We start from the raw sequence: 22,072 nt of genomic DNA, 5'->3' as shown, positions 1-22,072 counted from the left end.
ACGGCGGGTGGGCAGGGAAGCGGATGAACATCAGGCAGATGCAGATCCTTGAAGTCGTGCGCGCTTCGGGCCGCGCCAGCGTCGAGGAACTGTCCGCGCGGCTGGAGGTGACCCCCCAGACGATCCGCCGCGACCTGGCCGAACTGGCCGACCAAGGCGTGCTGGACCGCGTCCATGGCGGCGCCATCCTGCGCAGCGGCGCCAGCAACATCGCCTATGAGGAACGCAGGCGGATGAACGAGGGCGCCAAGGCCGCCATCGGCCGCGCCTGCGCCGCCCAGATCCCCGACAACAGTTCCGTCATCCTCAACATCGGCACCACGACCGAGGCGGTCGCCCGCGCCCTGCTGCGCCACCGCAACCTGACCGTGGTCACGAACAACATGAACGTGGCCAACATCCTTGCCGCCAACGAAAGCTGCGAGGTGCTGGTCGCGGGCGGCTTGCTGCGGCGGTCGGACGGCGGGCTTGTCGGCGACCTGACCAGCGAGTTCATGGCGAACTTCAAGACGGATTATGCCATCATCGGCTGTTCCGCCCTGGACGAGGACGGCGACCTGCTGGACTTCGACATGGCCGAGGTCCGCGTCAGCCGCGCCATCCTGCGCCAGGCACGCGAACGCTGGCTGGTGACGGATTCGGCCAAGCTGGCGCAGAAGGCCCCGATCCGGGTCGTGTCGCTGGGCGAACTGGACGCGCTGTTCATCGACCAGCCGGTACCGGAAGCCCTGGCCAAGGTGTGCGAGGGCGCCGGAACGCGCGTCATCGTCGCGACCGCCGATCCGTGATCAGTCCAGCACAGCGGCCCGCTGCTTCTCCTCCCTGTCTTGCGGGAACGACTTCTGAAGTGTCGCCAGAAGGGCGGCAAGCGCCGGCGTGGTTTCGCCCCGGCGATAGACTGCAAAGATGTCCGACACCGGGGGATCGGGTGCGATCGGCCGGTGGATCAGCGGTCCGGCCGTCGCCGCGATGCCTGCCGGAACAAGGCCTATTCCGAAACCGGCAGAAACCAGGCTTGGAATGGATTGCGCATCGATCACCTGCTGGGAAACACGCGGTCGCGCGCCCCCTTGGGTCAGGATCGACAGAATGAAGGCCGCGAAATCGGAACTGTCGGGCCGCAGGATGACATGCTGCTCGTGCCGAAGATCGTCGATGCTCAAGCTGCGTTCGGCACCCAGTGGATGATCCGGGGGCAACAGGACGACCAGCTCCTCGCGCCAGGCAAGCTGGCAACTCAGGTCGTCATGATACGGAACCGAGCGATTGAAACTGATATCCATGCGGCCACTCAGCAGATCGCTGACCTGCAATGCGGGGGCCTGCTCGTGCAGCCGGACGCTGATCAAGGGATGCGCGCGGCAGAACTGCGCCAGAAGGTCTGCCAGCCCCGCGCGGAGAATGGATCCCGTCGCGCCGATATCCAGCGTTCCATGCTGGCCCGACAGCACTTCCTGCACCTCAAGCAGGGCGCGGTCGTGCTGGGCCAGGATGCTGCGGGCTCGGCGCAGGAACACCTCGCCCGCGCTTGTCAGGGTCATCCTGCGGCTGGTCCGCTGAAACAGCGCGGTGCCGACCGTCCGTTCAAGCGCCTGGATTTGCAGGCTCAGCGGCGGTTGCGACATGTTCAGGCGCCTGGCCGCGCGGGTGAAGTTCAGCTCCTCGGCCAGAACGACGAAACATTGCAGCTGGCGTATTCTCATATCGAAACCATATGGATCGGCATAAAAACAATATTAGACAGGAATAGGGATTCGCCCAACACTTCTTGGCACTCAAAAGCGGCGCATGAACGCCGCCTCTGTCAGGGAGAAAATCGACATGCCAAGCTGGTCGCAGTCACTGTTCGGGCAGGTCTGCCTTGCCCTTGTCCTGGGGGTGCTTGCAGGCACCATGGCCCCCGATTTTGCCGCCGAAATGAAGCCTTTGGGCGACGGCTTCATCAAGCTGATCAAGATGCTGATCCCCGCCATCGTGTTCTGCGTGGTCGTCCACGGCATCGCGGGCGCGGGCGACATCAAGAAGGTGGGCCGCGTCGGCGTCCGGGCGATCATCTATTTCGAGGTGATCACGACCGTGGCCCTGATCCTGGGGATCGTGCTGGCCTATGTCTTCCAGCCCGGCGCGGGCATGAACATCGACACCAGCACGCTGGATGCCTCGGCGCTGTCGGCCTATGTGGACCGCGCGAACGAGGTCAGCCAGGGCGGCATGGTCGATTTCCTGATGAAGCTGATCCCGACCACTGTGTTCAGCGGCTTCGCGACCGGCGACGTGCTGCAGGTGCTGATCGTGGCGATCCTGGCGGGCTGCGCGCTGTCGCTGATGGGCGAACGCGCCAAGCCGCTGCTGACCGTGATCGAGCTTGCGGGCGAGATGGCCTTCAAGATCATGTCCTTCATCGTGCGCCTGGCGCCCTTCGGCGTCTTCGGCGCGATCTCCTATACCGTGGGCACCTATGGCGTGGGCTCGCTGGCGCAACTGGGCTATCTGGTGGTGCTGTTCTATGTCGCCGTCGCCCTGTTCGTCTTTGGCATCCTGGGACTGGTGATGCGGCTGTCGGGCTTCAGCATCATCAAGCTGATCCGTTACCTGCGGGCCGAGGCCGGGATCGTGGCGGGCACCACCAGCAGCGACAGCGTGCTGCCCCAGACCATGCGCAAGCTGGAACATCTGGGCATCAAGGACACCACCGTTGGTCTGGTCGTGCCGACGGGCTATTCCTTCAACCTCGACGCCTTCTCGATCTATCTGACGCTGGCCGCGCTGTTCATCGCGCAGGCCACCAACACCGACTTGGCCTTCCTCGATCTGCTGACGATCCTGGCCGTGGCCCTGGTGACCTCGAAGGGCGCGCATGGGGTGCCGGGCTCCGCGATCGTGATCCTGGCGGCGACGCTGACGGCGGTCCCGGCCATTCCCGCGATCGGGCTGGTGCTGGTCCTGTCGGTCGATTGGTTCATGGGCATCGCCCGCGCGCTTGGCAATTACCTGGGCAACTGCGTGGCGACCGTGGCCGTCGCGTCCTGGGTCGGCGACATCGACCGCGACCGCGCCCATCGCGTCCTGAACGGAGAGGACGTGGACGGCCTTGAAGTGCTTGAGGAACCGGCACCGCTGGGCGTTCCAGCGGGACAGGTGGCCCATGGATAATCCCGTGGTCCTGAAAGGAAGCAATGACATGAAAGACCTCCCCCCCGCCGGCGCACCGACTGGCGACGTGGCCGAAGTCCCGCGGGCCGATCCGCAGCGCATCCCCTATGCCGGACCGGTGGCGGGGCTGCCGCCGCAGACCGGCATGACCACCGACACGGCCGTCTTCACCGAGGCCTATGCGGTCATCCCCCGCACCGTGATGCGCGACATCGTCACCTCCTACCTGCCCGGCTGGACCGGCATGCGGATGTGGATGATCGCCCGGCCCTTGTCGGGCTTTGCGGAAACCTTCAGCCAGTACATCGTCGAACTGGCCGAGGGCGGCGGATCGGACCACCCCGACGACGACCCCGAGATCCAGCACGCCCTGTTCGTCACCGGCGGCTCCATGTCGGTCACCATCGACGGGGCCGAGCATCTGCTGACCCCCGGCGGCTTTGCCTATGTGCCCCCCGGCGCGGCCTGGTCGGTCAGAAACACCACCCCCGGCAACACCGGCTTTCACTGGTGGCGCAAGCGCTGGCAGCCCTGCAACGGCGTGGACCGGCCCGACCCGATCGTCGCCCAGGAACAGGACATTGCGCCCTCGATGATGCCCGACACCGGCGGGGCCTGGGGCACCACCCGCTTCATGGACCCGGCCGACCTGCGCCACGACATGCACATCACCGTGGTGACCTTCAAGCCGGGCGGCTCGATCCCCTTTGCCGAGACGCATGTGATGGAACACGGCCTGTTCGTGCTGGAGGGCAAGGCCGTCTATCGCCTGAACCGCGACTGGGTCGAGGTGGGACCGGGCGACTACATGTGGCTGCGCGCCTTCTGCCCGCAGGCCTGCTATGCGGGCGGGNTACAAGGACGTGAACCGCCACGCCCCCTTGTGGCCCAACAGATAAGCGAAAGGCCGGGCGGATCGCCCGGCCTTTTCCGTCACAGCCCGTAGATCTGGCCGAACTTCGCCTCCAGATAGGACAAAAGCGGCTCGGGCGAGACATCGGCGCCCGTCGCCTCCTCGATCAGCGGGCGCGGGCGCTTCAGCCCGCCATGGCGCTGCACGTTCTCGCGCAGCCACTCGACCGCAGGCGCGGCATCGCCCGCGGCAAGCGCCGGCCACCGACATGCAGTTGCGTTCTGTCAACGGCCAGCCTTCAGGGCCTTGCGGTCGCGGCACGCAGACGCGAATATCGGCGCGGAACAATGGCAGGAACCTCGCAAGGCCAATGCGACTTTGCGGCGATGCGCGATCAGGAATGACAGATGGATATCGAACGCTCCTTGGGCGGCTGGCTGGCAAGGTGCGACAGCGGGGTGGCCCGCGCCATCGCCAGGCGGGACTGGTCGAATACGCGCATGGGACCGGTAGAGTCCTGGTCCGCGGATCTGCGCGCCATCCTGGGCACGGTGCTGGCCTGCCCCACGCCGATGTATCTGGCCTGGGGACCGGAACTGATCTCGTTCTATAACGACGCCTATGAGCCGATTCTGGGATATCGGGCCAAGGACGCGCTTGGCAAACCCTTCCGCGATCTGTGGGCCAGCATCTGGGACGATATCTCGCCGCTGGTGGACCGATGCCTGGCGGGCGAAAGTCAGAAGATGGTGGACATGCGGCTGGATCTCAGCCGAAACGGGTTCCCCGAGGAAAGCTATTGGACCTTTACCTATTCCCCCGTCATCGACACCAAGGGCGACATCGTCGGGCTGATCTGCGTCACCGGCGAAACCACGGACCGAATCCTTGCCGAACGTGCCCGCGCCAAGGCGGCCGAACGGCTGGAACTGGCGATGTCCTCCAGCAACAGCGTCGGCATCTGGGACTGGGATGTGATCGCAGACCGCCTTACCGCCGACAGCAATTTCGCGAACCTTTATGGCGTCGATCCCGACCGCGCTGCTGCAGGGACCAAGGTCGGGGAATTCTTCAAGGGCATCCATCCCGAAGACCGCGCTAGGGTCGAGGCGGAGGTGGCCCGGACCATTGCGTCCATGGGAAAGTTTTCGTCGGAATACCGGCTGCTGGGCCGCGACGGCACGGTGTCCTGGGTATCGGCGCAGGGGCAGTGCATGGCAGGGCCCGACGGCCGTTGCGTGCGGATGCCGGGCGTCAGCTATGACATCACCCGGCTGAAAGAGGCCGAACTTCAGTTGCGCGCCGCGAAAGAGGAACGGGAATTCGTTCTTGAACAGTTCGCGCGACAGCGGATGCAAAGCGATCCGCAGGAAATCCTGCGAGCGTCCTCGGAGGCCTTGGGCAAGCGGCTGGGGGTCAACCGTGTCGGCTTCTATCGGCTGACCGAACCGCGGCTTGTCTGTCACGAGGCTTCCTGGTCCGATGGCACCCTGGAACCCCTGACGGGGTCGCAGCCGACGGATTACTTTGGACAGCATGCGGATGCCGAACGCCGCGCGGGCCGTGCCCTGGTTTTCGGCGACAGCCGCCAAGACAGCGGCGGCAAGCTGACGCCCTATGCCGAGGAAGGTGTTCTGGCCGGAATATGCGTGCCGCTGTTGACGGATGGAAAATGGGCGGCGGGGATCTATCTTCATCAGGCCAATGTCCGACAGTGGACCGAACCCGAAATCATCCTGGCCAAGGAAATCGTGCAGCAGACATGGCTGGCCATCGAGCGGGCCGAGGCGCTGATCAGCCTCAGCCGCCGCGTCGAGGAGCAGGAAGCCGCGCTTCAGCAGCGCGAGATCGTCCTGCGCGAGGAGTTCGAGCGCCGCGAGGCCGCGGAACGCCAGTTGCGCCAATTGCAGAAGATGGAAGCGGTGGGCCAGTTGACGGGCGGCATTGCCCACGACTTCAACAACATGCTGGCGGTGGTCATCAGCGGCCTGAACCTGACGCAAAGGCAGCTTTCGCGCGGCAATACCGATGTCGGCCCCTATATCGAGGGGGCCTTGGACGGGGCGGGTCGCGCCGCCGCGCTGACGCAGCGGCTGCTGGCCTTTTCGCGACAACAGCCGCTGGAGCCTGCGGTGATTGACGGCAACGCCCTGCTGATGGGGCTGTCCGAAATGCTGTCGCGGTCACTGGGCGAAACCATTGTCTTGGACACGAAGCTGAAACCCGATCTTTGGGCAACCAAGGTCGATCCTAACCAGCTTGAAAACGCCATCATCAATCTGGCGGTGAACGCCCGGGACGCCATGCCGGATGGCGGTCGCGTCACACTGGAAACCGCAAACGCCGATCTGACGCCCGGCATGGCCCGCGATGTCGGGATCGAGCCCGGGGCCTATGTGCGCATCCGGGTTCAGGACACGGGAATGGGCATGACGCCCGAGGTCCTGGCCAAGGCCTTCGATCCGTTCTTCACCACCAAGCCCACGGGACGCGGCACCGGCCTGGGCCTGAGCCAGGTCTATGGCTTCATCCGCCAGTCGGGCGGCCATGTCACGATGACGTCCCGGGTGGGCCAGGGAACCGCCGTGGACCTGTATCTGCCCCGAAGCCTGGATCACGCGGCCCAAACGGCGGACGATCTTGCCAATGACGTGCCGCAGGGTCGGCCCGATCAGGTGATCCTTGTGGTCGAGGACGAAGACCGGGTCCGCGCCTTCACGGTCGCGTCCCTGCGCGAACTGGGCTATACGGTGCTGGAAGCCGCGTCGGGGCCGTCCGCCCTGGATATCCTGGCGCAACGCCCGGATATCAGCCTGCTGTTCACCGACGTGGTGATGCCGCAGATGACCGGGCCGCAACTGGTCGAACAGGCCAGCAGGCTTCGGGACGATCTGAAGGTCGTCTATGCCAGCGGATATACCGGCAATTCGTCCGAGATCGACGCGAAGGTCAAGGCCGAGGGCAATTTCCTGCCCAAGCCGTTCAGCTTCGGCCAACTGGCGCGCAAGATCGCGGCGACCATGGGCTGAGGGCGTCAGCGCCGCCGCTTGGACCGCTTGTTGCCGCCGCGCTGCCCTGCCCTGCCCGCCGTGGACCGGCCCGAGGCCTTCACGGCTTCCTCGGCCGCTTCCTCGATCACGGATTGGCGGGCCAGGGGATCGTCGGCCACGGCAAGCTCGACCGCTTCCAGGCGCTTGACCTCGTCGCGGATGCGGGCGGCCTCCTCGAATTCCAGGTTCTCGGCAGCCTTGCGCATCTGCGAACGCAGCGCGTCCAGATGGGCCTGCAGGTTCGCTCCGACCATGGGGCGGTCCACCCTGGCCGTGATGCGCGACTGGTCGGTGTCGCCCTGCCACAGGCCCGCCAGCACGTCCTCGACGTTCTTGCGGACGGTCTGGGGGGTGATGCCATGCGCCTCGTTATAGGCGATCTGCTTCTGTCGGCGGCGTTCGGTTTCGGCCATGGCGCGTTCCATGCTGCCGGTGATGTGGTCGGCATACATGATGACGCGCCCTTCGGCGTTGCGCGCGGCGCGGCCGATGGTCTGGATCAGAGAGGTTTCGGACCGCAGGAAGCCTTCCTTGTCCGCGTCCAGGATCGCCACCAGCCCGCATTCGGGAATGTCCAGGCCCTCGCGCAGCAGGTTGATGCCCACCAGCACGTCGAAGGCGCCCAGCCGCAGGTCGCGCAGGATCTCGATCCGCTCGATCGTGTCGATGTCGCTGTGCATGTAGCGGATGCGGATGCCCTGTTCGTGGAAATATTCGGTCAGATCCTCGGCCATGCGCTTGGTCAGGGTCGTGACCAGCGTGCGCAGGCCCGCCGCGCTGACCTTGCGGATCTCGTCCAGCAGGTCGTCCACCTGCATCTCGACCGGGCGGATCTCGATCTGCGGGTCCAGAAGGCCGGTGGGGCGGATGATCTGTTCGGTGAAGACGCCGCCGGTCTGGTCCATCTCCCACTGCGCGGGGGTCGCCGAGACGAAGACCGACTGCGGGCGCATCGCGTCCCATTCCTCGAACTTCAGCGGGCGGTTGTCCATGCAGCTTGGCAGGCGGAAGCCGTGTTCGGCCAGCGTGAACTTGCGTCGGAAGTCGCCGCGATACATGCCGCCGATCTGCGGCACCGATACGTGGGATTCGTCGGCGAAGACGATGGCATTGTCGGGGATGAACTCGAACAGCGTGGGGGGCGGCTCGCCCGGCGCGCGGCCGGTCAGGTAGCGGGAATAGTTCTCGATGCCGTTGCAGACGCCGGTGGCCTCCAGCATCTCGATGTCGAAGTTGGTGCGCTGTTCCAGCCGCTGCGCTTCCAGCAGCTTGCCTTCATCGACAAGCTGCTTCAACCGACCCTGAAGTTCCGCCTTGATCCCCTTGATCGCCTGCTGCAGCGTCGGGCGCGGCGTGACGTAATGGCTGTTCGCATAGATGCGGATCTGGCGGAAGTTGTCGGTCTTCTGCCCGGTGAGGGGATCGAATTCGGTGATCGCCTCAAGCTCGTTTCCGAAGAAGTCGAAGCGCCAGGCACGATCTTCCAGGTGGGCGGGCCAGACTTCGACCACGTCGCCCTTGACGCGGAAACCGCCCCGCTGGAAGGCCGCATCCAGCCGCCGATACTGCTGCGCCACAAGCTGGGCGATGAATTCCCGCTGGTCATAGCTGTCGCCCACGACCATGTCCTGGGTCATGGCCGAATAGGTCTCGACCGAGCCGATGCCGTAGATGCAGCTGACCGAGGCCACGATGATCACGTCGTCGCGTTCCAGCAGCGCGCGGGTGGCCGAATGGCGCATCCGGTCGATGGCCTCGTTGATCTGGGATTCCTTCTCGATGTATGTATCCGACCGGGGGACATAGGCTTCGGGCTGATAGTAGTCGTAGTAGCTGACGAAGTATTCCACCGCGTTGTCGGGGAAAAAGCCCTTGAATTCGCCGTAAAGCTGGGCCGCCAGCGTCTTGTTGGGCGCCAAGATGATGGCGGGGCGCTGCGTCGCCTCGATCACCTTGGCCATGGTGAAGGTCTTGCCGGTGCCGGTCGCGCCCAGCAGCACCTGGTCGCGTTCGCCCGCCTGCACGCCCTGGGTCAGTTCGACAATGGCCGTGGGCTGGTCCCCTGCGGGTTCAAACTCGGTTTTCAGGACAAAGCGCCGCCCGCCTTCCAGCTTGGGACGCGTGACTTCGATCGGACGCGCGACCGGCGCATTGGTATTGTTGTGACCCATCGGCAACCTTCATGCGGCAGAGCCTGTAAGGTGTGGTGGCGCGCCCGAAAGTCAACCGGCACTGCTGACGGATTGCGTCAGCAGGGGGCGCTCTCGCCCCCTCTTGGCCTGCGGCCAATTCACCCCCCGAGGATATTTTCGCACAGAAGAAGCGCCTATCGCTTGAACCGCGCAGGCTGCATTTCCGCCCATCCCTGCCCGCCATCCATTTCCTCGGCCAGGATTTCGGACGTGACGGGACCAAGGGTGAAGCCCTGGTGGCCATGGCCGAAATGCGCCCAAAGGTTCGGCTGGTCGGGCACGCGGCCGATCACGGGCAGCATGTCGGGGATACAGGGGCGGCGGCCGGTCCATGGCTCGGCCTCGACCGGAGAGCCTATGTCGAACAGTTCGCGCGCAGCCTTTTCGCCGTGCTTCAGTTGCGGCGGCGTCAGGCGGGGATGGCTGGTCAGTTCGGCGGCGGTCGCGATCCGCAGGCCCCGGCGCATCGGCGACAGCACGACCGAGTTGCCGAAATCCGCGATGGGGTGGTTCGGCGGCGTCTCCATGCGATAGTGGCGGTGATAGCCGCGCTTGAAGACCATGGGGACCGTCAGGCCAAAGCGTTGCAGCAGCATGGGCGACCAGGGGCCAAGGGCGACCACGGCATGTTCGCCCGTCTCATCGCCCGCGCGCCAGCCACTGCCCGCGCGGTGCAGATCGCCCGCATCGGCGTTCACGATCCGCCCGCCGCGCCTTTCGAACAGCGCGGCGTAAGCGGCCACCAGTCCGCCGGGATCCGAACAGGTCCAGGCGTCGGCCCAATGGGTCGCGCCCTCGACCTCGATCTTGATGGCGGGTTCCAGCGCGCGCAGCGCCTTGCCGTCCATCAGCTTGGCCTCGACCCCGAATTCGTCCATGAACCGCTTGGCGGTGGCGCGGGCCTTTTCCATCCGCGCAGGGGTGCGATGCACCTCGATATAGCCGTTGCGGCGGATGATGTTGTCGGCGCCCGCAGCCTCGACCAATGGGGCGTGGCGTTCGGTCGATTGGCGGATCAGCTTGCCCCAGGTCAGGGTCGCCCGGCGGTGGCCTGCGGGCAGCGAGTTGATGGCATAGGTCCAGACCGCGCCCAGTTGGGACAAAAGACCGGGGATGTTCCACCTGACATCATATCCCATCCCCAGGGCGATCTGGATCAGCGCGGCAGGGGCAAGCGGCATGGCATAGGGTTCCACCGCCTCGGTCTGGATCAGGCCCGCATTGCCATAGCTGGTTTCCCGCCCCGGCACGCCGCGTTCAACGATCGTGACCTGATGCCCGCGCGCCTGAAGGGCCAGCCCGGTCGTGACGCCGACCATGCCCGCACCCAGGACCAAAATCTCTGCCATATCCGCACCCTGTTCGTGTTTTGATCAGGGATGCAGACATTCGGCGGCTGGGCAAGACGATCTTCGGTAACCTATGAAAACTTTGCAAGATTCATGCGAAAAGCTCGTGGCAAAAGGTCAAACCTTCGACCAAAGCGTCCACATCCCGCCGGGTGTTGTACATGGCGAAGGATGCCCGCGCGCTTGCAGTGATTCCGAAGAACTCCATCAGCGGCATGGCGCAATGGCTGCCCGCGCGCACGGCGATGCCGCGCTTGTCCAGGATGGTGGACAGGTCATGGGCATGGGCGCCCTGCATGGTCATGGAAAAGATCGCGCCCTTGTCCGGGGCGTCGCCCTGGATCTGCAGCCAGTTGAGGCTGCCCAGCCGGTCGCGGGCATAGTCGCGCAAGCTGCGTTCATGGGCGGCGATGTTGTCCATTCCCAGGTCCATCAGGTATTCCAGCGCAGCGCCCAGACCGATCTGGTTGACGATGCCGGGCGTTCCCGCCTCGAACCGCAGGGGCGGGTCGGCGTATTCGACCGCGTCCCGCGTCACGGTGCGGATCATGTCGCCGCCGCCCAGGAAGGGCCGCATCTCGGCCTGGCGTTCGCGGCGGATCCACATCGCGCCGGAGCCTGAAGGCCCGTAAAGCTTGTGACCCGTGACACAATAGAAATCGACCCCAAGCGCCGCCAGATCGACCGGCATATGGACCGCCGCCTGGCTGCCGTCCGCCAGCACCGGCACATCCGTGCCCCGCGCGATGGCGCCGATATCGATAACGGTGCCGGTCACGTTCGACATATGCGTGACGGCGATCAGCTTCGTCCTTGGCCCCACCGCCGCCAGCACCTTTTCAGGCGGCAGGCTGCCGTCGGGTTCGGGTTCGACCCATTTCAGCACCACCCCCTGCCGTTCGCGCAGGAAATGCCAGGGAACGATATTGGCGTGGTGTTCCAGCACCGACAGCACGATCTCGTCCCCCGCCTGCAGGCGGGGCGCGGCCCAGCCATAGCTGACGAGGTTGATCCCCTCGGTCGATCCGCTGGTGAAGATCAACTCATCCTCGTGCGGGGCGTTCAGGAAGCGGGCGATGATCGCGCGGACGCGTTCATAGTTGTCGGTCGCCAGGTTCGACAGGAAGTGCAGGCCCCGGTGGACATTCGCATATTCGCCTTCATAGGCGCGGGTGATGGCCTCGATCACCTGGCGCGGCTTCTGCGCGCTGGCGCCGCTGTCCAGATAAACCAGCGAGCGGTTGTTAACCTGCCGCGACAGGATCGGGAAATCGGCGCGGACGGCATCGACGTCAAAGCTCATTGCGGCATCTCCGGCAGGATTCCAAGGGCGGCAGCGATCAGGGACAGAACGAAACCCGCCACGAAGGCGGTTCCGATCAGGCCAAGGGCGACCTTGGCGCTGCTGCGGAAACCGTGCAGCGCCTTGGTGAACTGGACGGTCAGCCACAGGAACAGGACAAGCGCGGCCAGCCCCAGCATGCCCGCCACGCCCGGCAGGACCAGCGACACGACCAACTGGGCGGCCTGCACCACAAGCAGCAGAACCTCGATCCAGACGGTCAGCAACAGCGCGTCCTCGAACCGGCCGTGACCGCCGAACATCCGGCCGACGCTGGACATCAGCCCCGCCGCCATGACGATCGCCCCGAACTGCATCAGGGCAAGAACCATGGGCTGATGGCTGAGGATCACCACCTGGGTTCCATCGGGCGCCGGCGTGCTGAACAGCATCGCCGCCAGCGAGGCAAGCAGCGCCGACAGCGACACAGCCGCCAGCAGCGCCATCCAGCGGGCCTGGATCGGCCATCCCTGCCCCATCAGCGCATGCGCCGCCGCATTCGGATCGCGGAAGGACAGGCCGATCAGGGCCTTGAAGTCGTCGAAAGTCATCTTCGCCTCGACAGAGTTGATATTCCGGCGCCCCAGATCACCAGAAAGCCGATGCCACAGGCCGCCTGGGCCAGGGTCAGGCCCGGCCCCTGCCCGACCAGGCCCGCGACCAGCCCCGCCAGCAGCATCGCAGGCGCCACCGCCAGCAAAGCCCAGAACAGCGCCAGGCGCGAATCCTCGGGCGCAAGATACCATGGGGTCAGGCGCGACAGGCCGGTAACCAGGGCAGCAAGGGCATAGGCCAGGATCGGCATCATGAACATCACGCCCAGAAGCGCACCGCCCATGCGGGCCTGGAACGGAACCGAAGGGTCAAGCTGCGCCAGCCGTGCATTGGCAGGGGCTTGCGCGATCAGGAAGATCAGCATCGCGACCATCAGCACGGCCAGCTTGGACCCTTCCGACATGGCGGAAAGGCCCCGCACCACCCGGCGCGGGGCCACCCAGCTTTGCAGCACCCGGGGGACGATGCCCGCGGGCACCGCCCTTACTGAACCGCGTTCAGGGTCAGCCACACGTCAAGCCGTTCATAGATGCAGTCGCGGATCGCCTCGTCCTCGATCTCGGCCAAAGCATCGGCCAGGAAGGACAGGACCAGGAACACGATGGCCCGTTCGCGCGGCACGCCGCGGGACCGCAGATAGAACAGCGCCTCGTCGTCGATGGCCCCCGTGGTCGAACCGTGAGAGCATTTCACGTCGTCGGCATAGATCTCCAGTTCCGGCTTGGCCAGGAACTGGCTGCGTTCGTCCAGCAGCAGCGCCTGGCTGATCTGGTATCCGTCGGTCTTCTGCGCGCCGGGCTTGACCAGGATCTTGCCCTGGAAGACGCCCTGGGCCCCGTTCTTCAGCACCTTCTTGAAGACCTGGCGGCTTTCGCAGCGTTCGGCCCCATGGGTGATGAAAACCGTGTCGTCCTGGTGGAAGGGCGCCTTGCCCCCGTCGCCCAGCACGGCCGCGGCGATATGGGCCACGGCATCGTCGCCCGCGATGTCGATCACGGCCTCGTTGCGCATGACGGTGCCGTTCACCGACAGAGTGAAGGACTTGAACTGCGCCTTGGCGGCAACACGCGCGAAGATATGGCCGATGCCCACCCGGGAATCGACCGCGCGCTTGGAGGCGACATGGTGGAAGGCCGCGCCCTCGGCCAGATCGACCTCGATCACGCTGTTCGACCGGGCGCCGGACATGCCGGTTTCCAGCAGCGTCAGTTCTGCGCCGGCCTCGACCCGGATGACGTGGTGCCAGATCGCATCCGCATTGTCCGAGGCGCGGCGATGCACGACATGGATCGGCTTGGACGGCTTGCCGGTCACGCGGATCAGCAACCCGTCCTGGGCCGCAGCCGTGTTCAGCGTGGCGAAGGGACGGCGGACCGGGTTCTGGCCCGCAGCTTCCAGCCTGCCATAAAGATCGGCAGCCCAGTTCGCCTCGTCGGCCTTGGCAAGGGTCGTGATCTCGACCCCCTCGAGCGCCAGGTCATCGGATGCGGCCTCGTCGAAGACGCCATCCACGAAGACCAGCGTCAGCCGGTCCAGCGTCTCGAACAAGGGCGTGGCCTGTTCCTGCGGAACGGGAAGGGCCGTGGCTTCCGGCGCGTTGAACGGGCGCGGATCGGTATAACGCCAGTATTCGTCGCGCGAACCGGGAAGACCCATGTCCTGCAGACGCGACAGCGCGTCCCGGCGTGCCAATGCAAAGCCGCCCTGCGGCAGGCTCAGCGCGGACAGGCGCGCGTCAAGCGCGTTGGCGGGCTTGGTCGCGCCCTCGACCGAAGGGGTCTGGCCCTTGGTCTGAACTGCGATGTCAGCCATCAGCCAGCCTCCGCCAGAAGATCGCCATAGCCTTCTTCCTCGACCTGCAAGGCCAGTTCCGGCCCGCCCGATTTCACGATCCGGCCGTTCGCCATGATATGCACCACGTCAGGCTGGATGTGGTTCAACAGCCGCTGGTAATGGGTGATGACCAGGAAGCTGCGGTCGGGCGAACGCAGCGCGTTCACGCCGTCGCTGACCAGCCGCATCGCGTCCACGTCAAGGCCCGAGTCGGTTTCGTCCATGATGCACATGCGCGGTTCCAGCATGGCCATCTGCAGGATCTCGTTGCGCTTCTTCTCGCCGCCCGAGAAGCCGACGTTCACGGGACGCTTCAGCATCTCGGGGCTGATCTGCAGTTCGGCCGCCTTGGCGCGAACCAGCTTCAGGAAATCGCCCGAGGACAGTTCGGCCTCGCCGCGCGCCTTGCGCTGCGCGTTCACGGCGGTGCGCAGGAAGGTCATGTTGCCCACGCCCGGAATCTCCACCGGATACTGGAAGGCCAGGAACAGGCCGGCGCTGGCGCGCTGTTCGGGCTCCATGTCCAGCAGGCTTTGGCCGTCGAGCGTGGCGGACCCTTCCGTCACCTCATAGCCGTCGCGGCCCGACAGGACATAGGACAGCGTCGATTTGCCCGACCCGTTCGGACCCATGATCGCATGGACCTGACCGGCCGGGATCTCCAGCGACAGACCCTTCAGGATCTGCTTGTCTTCTTCCTCAAGCTTGACGTGCAAGTTGTCGATTTTCAGCATCTTTTCCTCATCAGATGGTGGTGGCGGTGCCGAAGCAACGGCACCATCATCAAATCCTTCGCGGCCTTAGCCGACCGAACCTTCCAGCGAAATGGCGACCAGCGACTGGGCCTCCATCGCAAACTCCATCGGCAGCGCCTGCAGCACCTCGCGGCAGAAGCCGTTGACGACCAGGGCCACGGCCTCTTCCTCGTCCATCCCGCGCTGGCGGCAATAGAACAGCTGGTCGTCGTCCACCTTGCTGGTCGTCGCCTCGTGTTCCACGCGGCTGCTGGTATTCTTGACCTCGATATAGGGCACCGTATGGGCGCCGCACTGATCACCGATCAGAAGGCTGTCGCACTGGGTATAGTTGCGGCTGTTGGTGGCGCGCGGATGCATCGTCACCAGACCCCGATAAGTGTTCTGCGCCTTGCCCGCCGAGATCCCCTTGGACACGATGCGCGACCGGGTGTTGCGGCCCAGATGGATCATCTTGGTGCCGGTATCGGCCTGCTGCATGTTGTTGGCGATGGCGATGGAATAGAACTCGCCCTGGGATTCGTCGCCGCGCAGGATGCAGGACGGGTATTTCCAGGTGATCGCGGACCCGGTTTCCACCTGCGTCCACATCACCTTGGCACGGGCCTCGCGGCAGTCGGCGCGCTTGGTGACGAAGTTGTAGATGCCGCCCTTGCCTTCCTCGTCGCCCGGATACCAGTTCTGGACGGTCGAGTATTTCACCTCGGCATCCTCCAGCACGACGATTTCCACGACCGCCGCGTGAAGCTGATGCGTGTCGCGCTTGGGCGCGGTGCAGCCTTCAAGATAGCTGACATGGCTGCCCTTGTCGGCGATGATCAGCGTGCGCTCGAACTGGCCGGTGTTTTCCGCGTTGATGCGGAAATAGGTGGACAACTCCATCGGGCATTTCACGCCCTTGGGGACATAGACGAACGACCCGTCCGAAAACACCGCGCTGTTCAGCGTGGCGAAATAGTTGTCGGACTGCGGCACGACGCTGCCCAGATATTTCTTCACCAGTTCGGGATGTTCGCGGATCGCTTCGCTGATCGAACAGAAGATGACCCCTGCCTTGGCGAGTTCGTCCTTGAAGGTGGTCCCGACGGACACCGAATCGAAGACGGCATCGACGGCGACCCGGCGCCCTTCGCTGGCGGCGATCGCCATGTCCACGCCGGGCGACGGCAAGGCGCCCTCGACCCCTGCAAGGATCATCTGTTCCTTCAGCGGGATGCCCAGCTTTTCATAGGTCGCCAGCAGCTTGGGATCGACCTCGTCCAGGGACTTCGGCTTCACTTCCATGCTTTTCGGGCGGGCATAGTAATACTGGTCCTGATAGTCGATCTCAGGATAGTTCAGCATCGCCCATTTCGGTTCCGTCATGGTGATCCAGCGGCGATAGGCTTCCAGCCGCCATTCCAGCATCCATTCGGGTTCTTCGTTCTTTTGCGAGATCAGGCGGACGATATCTTCGTTCAGCCCCTTGGGGGCATAGTCCATCTCGATCTCGGTATCCCAGCCGTATTTATAGCTGCCCATGCTTTGCACGGTTTCGACCGTTTCCCGGTCAACGCCCTCGCGCACTTCAAGATCGATGGTTGCAGTCATCCTTTGTCCTTCCTCGGGCCGGGCCTGCCGCCTAGCCGTTCCGTTCGCGCCAGCGTGAATACGCGCTTTCCCACGCATCCGCAAATCGGTTCACCTGATCGTCGTCCGTAGCCGGACTTATCGAGATCCGAATTGCCGATTGCGCGGCCTTGTCATCGAAACCCATGGCCTGCAAAACCCCGCTGGCCCGGACCTTGCCCGACGAACAGGCCGACCCTGCCGAAATCGCAAAGCCCGCCAGATCCATCTGCATGACCTGGGTTTCACCCTTCCAGCCCGATGTAAGAAGACAGGTCGTGTTCGGCAAGCGTCTGGCGCCCTTTCCGGCCACTATTGTTCCCGGCAGCGACAGCAGCCGTTCCTCCAGCGCATCGCGGCGGGCGGCGACCTCGTCCCACAGGCCAACCTCCAGTTCCTTCTGCGCGGCGGTGGCGGCGGCGGCAAAGCCCAGGATGCCGATCAGGTTCTCGGTCCCGCCGCGGCGGCCCTGTTCCTGGCCCCCGCCCCGGATCAGCGCGGGCACGTCGGTGCCGCGCCTGACCACCAGCGCGCCGATCCCCTTGGGCCCGCCCAGCTTGTGCGCGCTGACAAAGCCCGCCGTGACGCCCAGCCAGTTGAAGGCGAAGGGCACCTTGCCGAAGGCCTGCGTCAGGTCGCTGGATCCCAACCCTTCCGGCAGGGACTGGATCACTCCGGTTTCGTTGTTGGCCAGTTGCAGGCTGGCATTCGCGGGATCGGGCACCGTGACAGTGCCGTCCGCGTCCACCGCCAGATCCTGGTCGCACCAGACCTTGATCGCGCTGTGTTCGACCGGGGCGCAATGGATGCCCCTGCCCGCCAGAACCATGGCCGCAGCCTCGGTCGTGCCGGATGTGAAGATCACGTCCGCGCCTTCGGCCCCAAGCGCCGCCGCAACCTGTTCGCGCGCGCGTTCCATCGCCATCTTGGCCGCGCGCCCCTCGGTATGGACCGAGGACGGGTTGCCCACGATCTCCATCCCCTCGCGCATCGCGGCCTTGGCTTCCTCGCGCAGGGGGGTGGTGGCGTTCCAGTCCAGATAGGTTCTCATCCGATCACCCCGGCGATCTTCTGCGCCAGCCTGCGGGCTACGGCATCCTTGCCCATGCGCGGCCATTCCTCGGCGCCTTCGTCGGTGATGACCGTCACGGCGTTCTCCGTGCCGCCCATGATGCCGGTACCTTCGCTGACATCGTTGGCGACGATCCAGTCGCAGCCCTTGCGCAGCCGCTTGTCGGTGGCATGGGCCACGACATCGTTCGTTTCGGCCGCAAAGCCCACGACCAGCCGGGGGCGGCTGTCGCCCGCCTGGCTGATCCAGGCCAGGATGTCGGGATTCTCGGCCATTTCCAGGACCGGCGCCTTGCCGCTGCCGTCCTTCTTCATCTTGTTCGCCGACGAATTCATGATCCGCCAGTCGGCTACCGCCGCCGCCATCACGGCAGCATCCGCGGGCAGCGCGGTTTCGACCGCATCGCGCATCTGCCGGGCGGTCTGGACGCGGATCACCTCGACCCCTTCGGGCGGGGCGACCTCGGCCGGGCCGGTGACAAAGCTGACGCGCGCGCCAAGGTCGCGCAGGGCCGCCGCGATCGCCGCCCCCTGCGCCCCCGAGGATCGGTTGGCGATATAGCGCACCGGGTCGATGGGTTCATGCGTCGGGCCCGAGGTCACGATCACATGCCGCCCCGACAGCGCGCCGGACCGGACCTGCGCCTCGGGCAGCAGCTTCAGGGGTTGCGGGGCCAGTGCGTCGCGGATGGCCTTCAGGATCGCCTCGGGTTCGGACATGCGGCCGGTGCCGTATTCGCCGCAAGCCATGTCGCCGTCTTCGGGGCCGACGAACAGGATGCCGTCCTCGCGCAGCGTGCGCAGGTTCCGCTGAGTGGCGGGGTGGTGCCACATCCGCACGTTCATCGCGGGCGCGACCAGCACTCGCTTGTCCGTCGCCAGCAGCAGGGTGGATGCCAGGTCGTCCGCCAGCCCCTGCGCCATCTTGGCCAGCAGGTCCGCCGTCGCGGGCGCCACGACTACCAGATCGGCATTGCGCGACAACTGGATATGGCCGATCTCGGCCTCGGCCGCGATGTTCCACAGGCTGTCATGCGCGGCCTCTCCGGCCAGCACGGACAGGGTCATGGCGGTGGTGAACTGCGCCCCCGCCTGGGTCAGGACGGGGGTCACGGCCGCACCTTCGGCGCGCAGCAGGCGGATCAGCTGCGGCACCTTCATGGCCGCGATGCCGCCGCCCACGATCAGCAGGATACGCTTGCCGTTCATCTTGCCCCCATGACCTTGCGCCCCTCGTCACATAGCCCCCCCGCCCCGGTGCCGCAAGCAATCGGGGGCCTGTTAACCTTTCCTTAAGCCCCAGCCCGTTAACCATCGCGTAGAGGACAAGGGGAAGCCATGGTCGCGATCGCCTATTCCGTCGCCTTCGAAGGGATCGAGGCGCGGCTGGTCGAGGTTCAGTGTTCCGTCGCGGCGGGCCTGCCGGGCTTTGCCATCGTGGGCCTGCCCGACAAAGCCGTCAGCGAGGCGCGTGAACGGGTGAAGGCGGCCTTCGGCGCCCTGTCCATCGCCATGCCGAACCGGCGGCTGACCGTGAACCTGTCGCCCGCCGACATCCCCAAGGAAGGATCGCATTTCGACCTGCCCATCGCGCTTGCGATCCTGGCCGCGCTGGAGATCGTCCCGGCCGAGGAACTGTCGCGTTGTGTGGCCCTGGGCGAACTGGCGCTGGATGGACGGCTGGTTTCCGTCACCGGCGCCCTGCCCGCCGCCATGGCCGCGGCCGAGGATGAGCGCGCGCTGATCTGCCCCCGCGCCTGCGGCCCCGAGGCCGCCTGGGTCGAGGCCGTCCCCGTGCTTGCCCCCGCTACGCTGCGCGAGGTGATCGACCACCTGACCGACCGCGCGCCCATCGCCCGCGCGGCCCCCGGCATGATCGGCGATGCCCCCCTGGGCGGCTGCCTGTCCGAGGTGAAGGGCCAGGAACGCGCCAAGCGCGCCCTGGAAATCGCGGCGGCTGGCCGGCATCATCTGCTGATGGTCGGGCCGCCCGGCGCGGGCAAGTCGATGCTGGCCGCCCGCCTGCCCGGCCTGATGCCGCCGCTGGGACCTGTCGAGGCGCTTGAGACATCCATGATCCATTCGCTGGCCGGCACGCTCGACGACGGCGGCATCTCGCGCCGCGCGCCGTTCCGCGAACCGCACCACACCGCATCGATGGCCGCCATCGTCGGCGGCGGGCGCGGCGCCAAGCCGGGCGAGATCAGCCTGGCCCATAACGGCGTCCTGTTCATGGACGAATTTCCCGAATTTCCCCGGCAGGTTCTGGAAACCCTGCGCCAGCCGATCGAAACCGGCGAGGTCGTGGTGGCCCGCGCCAATGCCCATATCCGCTATCCCTGCCGCTTCCTGCTGATCGCCGCCGCCAATCCCTGTCGCTGCGGCTATCTGGCCGATGCGGCGCGGTCCTGTTCCCGCGCGCCCGTCTGCGGGTCGGATTACATGGGCAAGATCTCGGGTCCGCTGATGGACCGCTTCGACTTGAGGCTGGAGGTTCCGGCGGTCAGCTTCATGGACCTGGAACTGCCCTCGGGCGGCGAGACCTCGGCCCAAGTGGCGGCGCGGGTGGCAGTCGCGCGCGACGTGCAGACCGCGCGGTTTCGCGACCATCCGCAGGTCCGCGTGAATGCCGAGGCCTCGGGCGGGCTGCTGGACCAGATCGCCGCGCCCGATCAGGAAGGCCGGGCGCTGATCCTGAAGGCATCGGAACGGCTGGGCCTGACCGCGCGGGGCTATCACCGCATCCTGCGCACCGCGCGCACCATCGCGGACCTGGCCGGTTCCGCCACTGTGCGCGCGCCCCACCTGGCCGAGGCGATCAGCTATCGCCTGCCCTTCGTGGCAGGCGGCTGAAGAATTGCGCATCGTGCAAGGCAGGGCTATGGCGGACCGACCCTAACGACGGACCATGCCATGCCCCCAAGAAGCGCCCGGATCGGCGGCATCCTGACCGCTTGCGCCCTGCTGGCGACGATCCCGCACCAGTTCGGGTCCGGGCCGGGCTTCGCGATGGCCGCCGACCTTCTGCTGGTGGGGGCGCTTGCCATGTTCTCGCTGACCGCGCGGGCGTCGCGGCTGGCATTCGTGGCCGTGGGCCTGGCCCTGGTCGCCTGGGCGGCGGCCACCCGGCCCGACTGGGCGCAGGCGGTGCTGACCGCCCTGACGCGCGGGGGCTTCATCATCGCGCTGTTCACGGCGCTGTCCGCCTTGCGCAGCGCGGCGGTGGGGTCGCAGGACATCCTGGATTGCGGGCGCTTCCTGGCCCGCCAGCCGCCGGGTCGGCGCTACCTTGCGCTGACGGTCGGCGGGCACCTGTTCGGGTTGATCCTGCTTTACGGCTCGATCTCGCTGCTGGGCGGGTTGGCGGCCGAAAGCACGGCGCGCGAGGCGAACCAGGAGTTGCGCCGCCACCGGCTGCGGCGGATGCTGGTGGCGATCCAGCGGGGCTTCGCCTCGACCCTGTGCTGGTCGCCCATGGCGCTGTCGATGGCCGTCACGATGTCGGTCGTGCAAGGCGCGTCCTGGCCTGCGGCCGTCGGGCTGTGCCTAGTCAGCTCGGTGCTGATGATCGGCATCGGCTGGGGGCTGGACGCGCTGTTCAAGCCGCAGCTTTCCGCGCCCGCGCCCACCCGTGCGGCCGAGACCGAAAGCTGGCTGCGCCGCCTGCGCCCGCTGCTGGTCCTGCTGGCAATCGTGGTGGGCGGCGTCTTCCTGTTGCACCTGACGACCGGGGTCGCCGTGACCGGCGCGGTGATGACCGTGGTGCCGCTGGTGGCGACGGCCTGGACGCTGATCCTGCCGCCCATGCCCGGCGGGCGGGCGGCGACGCTGGCCGCGCGGATCGGGCAGTTCGCGACCCGCGACCTTGCCGGCTATGGCGGAGAGATCATCCTGCTGTTCATGGCGGGCTTCATCGGCAGCCTGGGTGCCTGGCTTCTGGTGCCGATCATGCAGGCGCATGGGCCGGACCTGGCGGCGCTGCCGCCGCTGCTGATCCTGGCGGCGCTTGTCTGGGCCATCCCGCTGACCGGCCAGATCGGCATGAACCCGATCCTGGCCGTGTCGCTGCTGGTGCCGCTGCTGCCCTCGCCCGCCGATCTGGGCGTGCATCCGACGGCAATGGTCGTCGCCATCACCGGCGGCTGGGCGATCAGCGGCAACACCTCGCCCTTCACGGCCTCGGTCCTGCTTGTGGGCAAGCTGGGCGGTGTCGAGGCGCGTCATGCGGGAACGCAGTGGAACGGGCTTTATGCCCTGTCCACCGGCGCGGCGCTGACCCTGTGGGTGCTGCTGGCCGCGACCCTGCTCTAG

General features: G+C 66.2%; 16 protein-coding genes and 2 pseudogenes. 6 read left to right on the top strand and 12 right to left on the bottom strand.

Annotated features, from left to right (window positions below):
* The first annotated feature begins 23 nt into the window (after positions 1 to 23).
* Positions 24 to 788, top strand: a complete 765-nt coding sequence (locus IEX25_RS07935; RefSeq protein WP_103171280.1) for a DeoR/GlpR family DNA-binding transcription regulator — start codon at positions 24 to 26, stop codon at positions 786 to 788.
* Here IEX25_RS07935 and IEX25_RS07930 read toward each other — a convergent pair whose 3' ends face one another.
* Positions 789 to 1,703: a LysR substrate-binding domain-containing protein gene (locus tag IEX25_RS07930; RefSeq protein ID WP_103171281.1), complete on the bottom strand. Its 915-nt coding sequence runs from the start codon at positions 1,701 to 1,703 to the stop codon at positions 789 to 791.
* 118 nt (positions 1,704 to 1,821) lie between these two features.
* Here IEX25_RS07930 and IEX25_RS07925 point away from each other — a divergent pair, with 118 nt between their 5' ends.
* A complete protein-coding gene (locus IEX25_RS07925) occupies positions 1,822 to 3,153 on the top strand; it encodes a C4-dicarboxylate transporter DctA (RefSeq protein WP_188714675.1) in 1,332 nt (443 codons plus the stop codon).
* 145 nt (positions 3,154 to 3,298) lie between these two features.
* Positions 3,299 to 4,052 (top strand): annotated as a pseudogene (locus IEX25_RS07920) (bifunctional allantoicase/(S)-ureidoglycine aminohydrolase).
* A gap of 34 nt (positions 4,053 to 4,086) precedes the next feature.
* On the opposite strand, the pseudogene IEX25_RS07915 reads toward IEX25_RS07920, so the two are convergent.
* Positions 4,087 to 4,251 (bottom strand): annotated as a pseudogene (locus tag IEX25_RS07915) (carboxypeptidase M32); the annotation flags it as partial.
* A 162-nt stretch (positions 4,252 to 4,413) separates the two neighbouring features.
* Here IEX25_RS07915 and IEX25_RS07910 point away from each other — a divergent pair.
* On the top strand, positions 4,414 to 7,035 hold the full coding sequence (locus IEX25_RS07910) for a GAF domain-containing hybrid sensor histidine kinase/response regulator (RefSeq protein WP_103173499.1): 2,622 nt from the start codon (positions 4,414 to 4,416) through the stop codon (positions 7,033 to 7,035).
* A gap of 5 nt (positions 7,036 to 7,040) precedes the next feature.
* Here the strand turns inward: IEX25_RS07910 and uvrB are convergent, their stop codons facing one another.
* The 10 genes from uvrB to coaBC all read right to left on the bottom strand — a co-directional run bounded on the left by uvrB (position 7,041) and on the right by coaBC (position 18,970).
* Positions 7,041 to 9,227 (bottom strand): excinuclease ABC subunit UvrB, encoded by a 2,187-nt coding sequence (gene uvrB, locus IEX25_RS07905; protein WP_103173500.1) that lies wholly within the window; start codon positions 9,225 to 9,227, stop codon positions 7,041 to 7,043.
* A gap of 155 nt (positions 9,228 to 9,382) precedes the next feature.
* Positions 9,383 to 10,597 (bottom strand): NAD(P)/FAD-dependent oxidoreductase, encoded by a 1,215-nt coding sequence (locus tag IEX25_RS07900; RefSeq protein ID WP_103173501.1) that lies wholly within the window; start codon positions 10,595 to 10,597, stop codon positions 9,383 to 9,385.
* Positions 10,598 to 10,688: 91 nt separating this feature from the next.
* Positions 10,689 to 11,900 (bottom strand): cysteine desulfurase, encoded by a 1,212-nt coding sequence (locus IEX25_RS07895; protein ID WP_103173502.1) that lies wholly within the window; start codon positions 11,898 to 11,900, stop codon positions 10,689 to 10,691.
* Positions 11,897 to 12,490: a Yip1 family protein gene (locus tag IEX25_RS07890; RefSeq protein ID WP_103173503.1), complete on the bottom strand. Its 594-nt coding sequence runs from the start codon at positions 12,488 to 12,490 to the stop codon at positions 11,897 to 11,899. The genes IEX25_RS07895 and IEX25_RS07890 overlap by 4 nt, the downstream gene beginning before the upstream one ends.
* Positions 12,487 to 12,972: a hypothetical protein gene (locus IEX25_RS07885; RefSeq protein WP_103173504.1), complete on the bottom strand. Its 486-nt coding sequence runs from the start codon at positions 12,970 to 12,972 to the stop codon at positions 12,487 to 12,489. The genes IEX25_RS07890 and IEX25_RS07885 overlap by 4 nt, the downstream gene beginning before the upstream one ends.
* Before the next feature lie 5 nt (positions 12,973 to 12,977).
* Positions 12,978 to 14,306 (bottom strand): SufB/SufD family protein, encoded by a 1,329-nt coding sequence (locus IEX25_RS07880; protein ID WP_103173505.1) that lies wholly within the window; start codon positions 14,304 to 14,306, stop codon positions 12,978 to 12,980.
* Positions 14,306 to 15,061: a Fe-S cluster assembly ATPase SufC gene (gene sufC, locus IEX25_RS07875; protein WP_103173506.1), complete on the bottom strand. Its 756-nt coding sequence runs from the start codon at positions 15,059 to 15,061 to the stop codon at positions 14,306 to 14,308. Before sufC ends, IEX25_RS07880 begins: the two co-directional genes overlap by 1 nt.
* Before the next feature lie 66 nt (positions 15,062 to 15,127).
* Positions 15,128 to 16,672: a Fe-S cluster assembly protein SufB gene (sufB, locus tag IEX25_RS07870; protein ID WP_103173507.1), complete on the bottom strand. Its 1,545-nt coding sequence runs from the start codon at positions 16,670 to 16,672 to the stop codon at positions 15,128 to 15,130.
* A gap of 31 nt (positions 16,673 to 16,703) precedes the next feature.
* The gene (locus IEX25_RS07865) at positions 16,704 to 17,741 is read right to left on the bottom strand and encodes a cysteine desulfurase family protein (protein WP_103173508.1); all 1,038 of its coding nucleotides are present in this window, start codon (positions 17,739 to 17,741) and stop codon (positions 16,704 to 16,706) included.
* Positions 17,738 to 18,970: a bifunctional phosphopantothenoylcysteine decarboxylase/phosphopantothenate--cysteine ligase CoaBC gene (coaBC, locus tag IEX25_RS07860; RefSeq protein WP_103173509.1), complete on the bottom strand. Its 1,233-nt coding sequence runs from the start codon at positions 18,968 to 18,970 to the stop codon at positions 17,738 to 17,740. Before coaBC ends, IEX25_RS07865 begins: the two co-directional genes overlap by 4 nt.
* 129 nt (positions 18,971 to 19,099) lie before the next feature.
* Here coaBC and IEX25_RS07855 point away from each other — a divergent pair, with 129 nt between their 5' ends.
* Entirely contained in the window at positions 19,100 to 20,614 is a 1,515-nt protein-coding gene (locus tag IEX25_RS07855) for a YifB family Mg chelatase-like AAA ATPase (RefSeq protein ID WP_103173510.1), read from the top strand.
* A 60-nt stretch (positions 20,615 to 20,674) separates the two neighbouring features.
* The gene (locus IEX25_RS07850) at positions 20,675 to 22,072 is read left to right on the top strand and encodes a hypothetical protein (protein WP_103173511.1); all 1,398 of its coding nucleotides are present in this window, start codon (positions 20,675 to 20,677) and stop codon (positions 22,070 to 22,072) included.

The organism is Paracoccus acridae (assembly GCF_014642735.1).
Classification (GTDB): domain Bacteria; phylum Pseudomonadota; class Alphaproteobacteria; order Rhodobacterales; family Rhodobacteraceae; genus Paracoccus; species Paracoccus acridae.
This window is presented reverse-complemented; position numbering and strand designations above follow the sequence as displayed.